Origin of the sequence: Candidatus Halocynthiibacter alkanivorans (assembly GCF_003333265.1) — a bacterium.
GTDB classification, from domain to species: domain Bacteria; phylum Pseudomonadota; class Alphaproteobacteria; order Rhodobacterales; family Rhodobacteraceae; genus Halocyntiibacter_A; species Halocyntiibacter_A alkanivorans.
In genome coordinates, this window is sequence record NZ_QOLB01000057.1 from 1 (window position 1) to 4,360 (window position 4,360).

Sequence of the window (4,360 nt, forward strand, 5' to 3'; positions counted from 1 at the left end):
ATCTGCGGCTCTATACACTGCATTTTGAAAACAACCAGGTGGTCTACGCCAACGGTATTGAGGTCGCGGCAGCCTTGCGTCCACGCGAGTGAGCCGGTTGATTGCCGCCGCAGATGCCTCCGGCGGGGATATTGAAGCCAAAAAGAACCCCACTGCTCTGCGCCCCGGCAGTGGTTTTTTCAAACCAGCGCTGCAAGAACCCGCGGCAACTGCTCTGCCAGATCTTCAGCAATCACCCCGGGACCAAACACACGCGCGCATTCCACATGCAGCCAGGCCGCCAGTTCCGCCGCCCGCAGCGGCTCAAATCCACGCGCCAGCAACCCGGTGACAAGCCCGGACAATACGTCGCCCGCCCCCGCGGTGGCCAGCCAGGGCGCCGCGCGTTCACCGACAGAAGCATGAAGGAAACAGCGCCCGTCCGGCGCCGCAATCACGGTATCCGCGCCCTTAAACAACACCACACAGCCGGCACGTTTTGCGGCTAGCCGGGTTGCATCGGGTTTTGAAAACGCCGGGCCTTTGGCGGAGGTCTGCTGCAACCTTTCGGCGATATCGGGAAACAGCCGCGCAAATTCGCCGGCATGCGGCGTCAGAACCACTCGCGGGTGCAATAAAGCAAACAGATCCGCGTCCCGCGCAAGAAGTGTCAGCGCATCTGCATCCAACAGCGCCGCGCGGCGCGCCCGCAGCACCGCAGCGACCAGATCGCCGTGACGCGCCTCCAGCCCCAGCCCCGGACCGAGACACAGCGCAGTGATACGGGCATCCTTCAGCAACTGTTCCAGCCCGGGCACATCCGCCACCCGTTGCAGCATTATTGAGGTGATCTGTTGCGCCACTTCCATCTGCGCCGCCGGCGGCACGCCCAGCGTCACCAGCCCGGCGCCAATGCGCAACGCCCCGCGCGCGGCCAGCCGCGCTGCACCGGTTTTTCCCGCCCCGCCCGTCAGTACCAGCGCGTGGCCGTGCAGGTATTTATGAGCGCCGGCTTGTTTTTCCAGCAATTGCCGCGCCGGCGGCACCACCAGGCGCAACGTCTGCCCACCCGCCTGCCCGTCTGAACTGGCCTGCCCGCCCTGACCGCCAGTCTTTCCGGCCGCCGCCTGGGCCAATCCAATATCCGCCACCACCAACCTGCCGCAATGCGCCGGGCCAGCCGCGAGGTAATGCCCGCATTTGGCGCAGTGAAAACTGACGGTCAGATCCGCGCTCAGCGCCGCAGGCGGCACATCGCTTGCCGCCCCTCTGCGACCCGGTGCGCCCTGTACCGGAGCCAGATTTTCTGGCGCGTCTGCCTCAGGCGCTGCACCGTCGGACGCCGCACGCTCTTGCGCGCCGCTATTTGGCACGCCAGTTGACGCAACGGCGGCGCCCAGCACCCGGCCACTGTCAGCGCAGAGCCCGGAGGCGATGTCCACCGCCACCACTTTGCTGTCCGTCGCCTGCCGCAGCGCCTGCACCACAGCAAAAACCTGGCGCAACGGCGTGTTCAGGGGCCGGCTCAACCCGGTGCCAAACAGCGCATCAATAATGAGGTCCGGCGTCCCCAATTGAGCCGCCGGATCCGCCTGCCCTGCTTGTCCCAATTTCCCGCTGCGCCCCAACTGGCCCAACTGCCCGGTCTGGCCCGGCGGCCCCGCTGCCTCGCCCACCGCCACGGCCACGGCCACCGCCAGCGGCAGCACCGCGCCGGTTTTAAGCCAGCGATCATAGTTCAGACGCGCGTCCGGCGGCAGCTTACCTGCTGCGCCATACAGAAACACTGCCACCTGCCAGCCCTGCGCCCGCAGCAGCCGCGCCACCACAAAACCGTCGCCGCCATTGTTGCCCGGCCCGCAGAGAATGGTGCAGCTGTGCCCGCCATCTGGCCCCGCCTCGCCATATTGCGGCCAGTACTCCAGAATGGCCGCCACCACCGCCTGCCCGGCACGTTCCATCAGCTCCAGACCGGTGACCGCGCCCCGCGCAATCGCCGCCGCTTCCAGGGCACGCATCTGCGCCGCAGTCAGAACTTCAACCATCGATTCCGCCCTAAAAGTTTTCAATTCGCCACCATATTGATCGAATCGCACAAAAAACAGGCAGCAACCCCGGCAATTCCCGCCCCGGAGCCGCTGTGCCATCATAGCGAATTGTAGCCCCGCCGCGAAAGTGGTCTCTCCAGTCCAGCAACAGTTTCAGGGAGTCGGCTGATCATGAAAAAGATCGAAGCGATCATCAAACCTTTCAAACTCGACGAGGTCAAAGAAGCACTGCAGGACATCGGTGTCCAGGGGCTTTCAGTCGTTGAAGTCAAAGGCTTTGGCCGCCAGAAGGGCCATACCGAACTGTATCGCGGCGCCGAATATGTGGTGGATTTCCTGCCCAAGGTCAAAATCGAAGTGGTGCTGCCCGACGATCAGGTCGATGCCGCCGTCGAGGCCATCGTCGAAGCGGCGAAAACCGACAAAATCGGCGACGGCAAAATCTTTGTATTGCCTGTGGAACAGGCGATCCGTATCCGTACCGGTGAATCCGGCGACGACGCGTTGTAATCCCCCGGTAATTCACCTCAATCTTCCCGGGCCTGCCCGGACTGGTTCAACTGCAAAAGGACAAGGTCAACATGAGCATCGCAAACGTTCTCAAGACCATCAAAGACGAAAACGTCGAATATGTGGACATTCGTTTCACCGATCCGCTGGGCAAGCTTCAGCACGTCACCGTCATCAATGACGAAATCACCGAAGAGTTCCTCGAAGAAGGCTTCATGTTTGACGGCTCTTCGATTGCCGGCTGGAAATCCATCGACAAATCAGACATGAAACTGATGCCCGATTGCTCCACCGCCTATATGGACCCTTTCTATGCGGAAAAAACCCTGTGCATTCATTGCTCTGTGGTTGAGCCCGACACTGGCGAAGCCTATTCCCGCGACCCGCGTGGCACTGCTGAAAAAGCCGAAGCCTATCTGAAAGCTTCCGGCATCGGTGACACCGCCTATATGGGTCCGGAAGCTGAATTCTTCCTGTTTGATGATGTGCGCTTCTCCAACACCATCAACAAAGTCTCTTATGAGGTCGATGCTCAGGACGCGTCCTGGAACTCCGACACCAAATACGAGATGGGCAACACTGGCCACCGTGCCAGCGTAAAAGGTGGCTACTTCCCGGTCAACCCAATCGATGACGCACAGGACATCCGCAGCGAAATGCTCTCCACCATGAAACGCATGGGCATGAAAGTCGACAAACACCACCACGAGGTGGCCTCTTGTCAGCACGAGCTGGGCCTGATCTTCGGCACATTGACCAAACAGGCCGATGAGCTGCAGAAATACAAATATATCGTGCACAATGTAGCGCACGCCTATGGCAAATCGGCGACCTTTATGCCGAAACCTATTGCCGGCGACAACGGCACCGGCATGCATGTGAACATGTCGATCTGGAAAGACGGCAAGCCTCTGTTTGCAGGCGACAAATACGCCGACCTGTCCCAGGACGCGCTGTATTTCATCGGCGGCATTCTGAAACATGCCAAAACGCTGAACGCCTTCACCAACCCGGCGACCAACAGCTACAAACGGCTGATCCCTGGTTTTGAAGCCCCTGTTCTGCGCGCCTACTCCGCGTCCAACCGCTCCGGCTGTGTGCGTATCCCATGGGCTGAATCCCCCAAGGCAAAACGCGTAGAAGCCCGTTTCCCTGATCCCGCCGCCAACCCTTACCTGTGTTTCGCAGCACTGTTGATGGCCGGCCTTGACGGTATCAAAAACAAAATCGATCCCGGCGCGGCGTCCGACAAAGATCTCTATGATCTGCCAAAAGAAGAGCTGGCCGATATCCCGACTGTTTGTGCATCCCTGCGCGAAGCGCTGGATTGTCTCGAAGCCGATAACGACTTCCTGCTGGCCGGTGACGTGTTCACCAAAGACCAGATCCAGGGCTACCTCGACCTGAAATGGCAGGAAGTCTACACCTATGAGCACACGCCTCACCCGGTGGAATTCCAGATGTATTACAGCTGCTAAGCTGTCACATCACTGTAATGACGAAGGGGCGCCCAGAGGGTGCCCCTTTTTTCATGACCAGGCACGACCCGCGGCGCCGCGCCCGCTTCGGATCTGCTCCGCCCCCCCTGAAAACATCAGCACATCAACCGCCAGCTCCCGCATCCGCATCGAGGACGCTTTCATATCCGTGCGCCTGCCCCTGCCTCCTGGCCCTGCCACCCGCCCGTTCTGACATCTGCCATCTGCCATCTGCCATCACCAAAGCTCACCGCAACGCAGATTCAACCCCGCCCTGCGTAGTTCCAGGTATTGAAAAGCACACCGGCACTTCCCATTTTCTGGCCTGAGATACCCAAAATCACA

The 4,360-nt window shown here is 60.6% G+C and carries 3 protein-coding genes; 2 read left to right on the plus strand and 1 reads right to left on the minus strand.

Annotated features, from left to right (window positions below; translation table 11 throughout):
* Nucleotides 1–179 precede the first annotated feature (179 nt).
* Entirely contained in the window at nucleotides 180–2,024 is a 1,845-nt protein-coding gene (locus DWA01_RS05045) for an NAD(P)H-hydrate dehydratase (protein ID WP_114284701.1), read from the minus strand.
* Nucleotides 2,025–2,198: 174 nt separating this feature from the next.
* On the opposite strand from DWA01_RS05045, the gene DWA01_RS05050 reads away from it, so the two are divergent.
* Both DWA01_RS05050 and glnA read left to right on the plus strand, forming a co-directional pair.
* On the plus strand, nucleotides 2,199–2,537 hold the full coding sequence (locus tag DWA01_RS05050) for a P-II family nitrogen regulator (RefSeq protein ID WP_114284702.1): 339 nt from the start codon (nucleotides 2,199–2,201) through the stop codon (nucleotides 2,535–2,537).
* Between the two features lie 71 nt (nucleotides 2,538–2,608).
* Nucleotides 2,609–4,015, plus strand: a complete 1,407-nt coding sequence (gene glnA, locus DWA01_RS05055) for a type I glutamate--ammonia ligase (protein ID WP_114284703.1) — start codon at nucleotides 2,609–2,611, stop codon at nucleotides 4,013–4,015.
* Nucleotides 4,016–4,360: the final 345 nt, after the last annotated feature.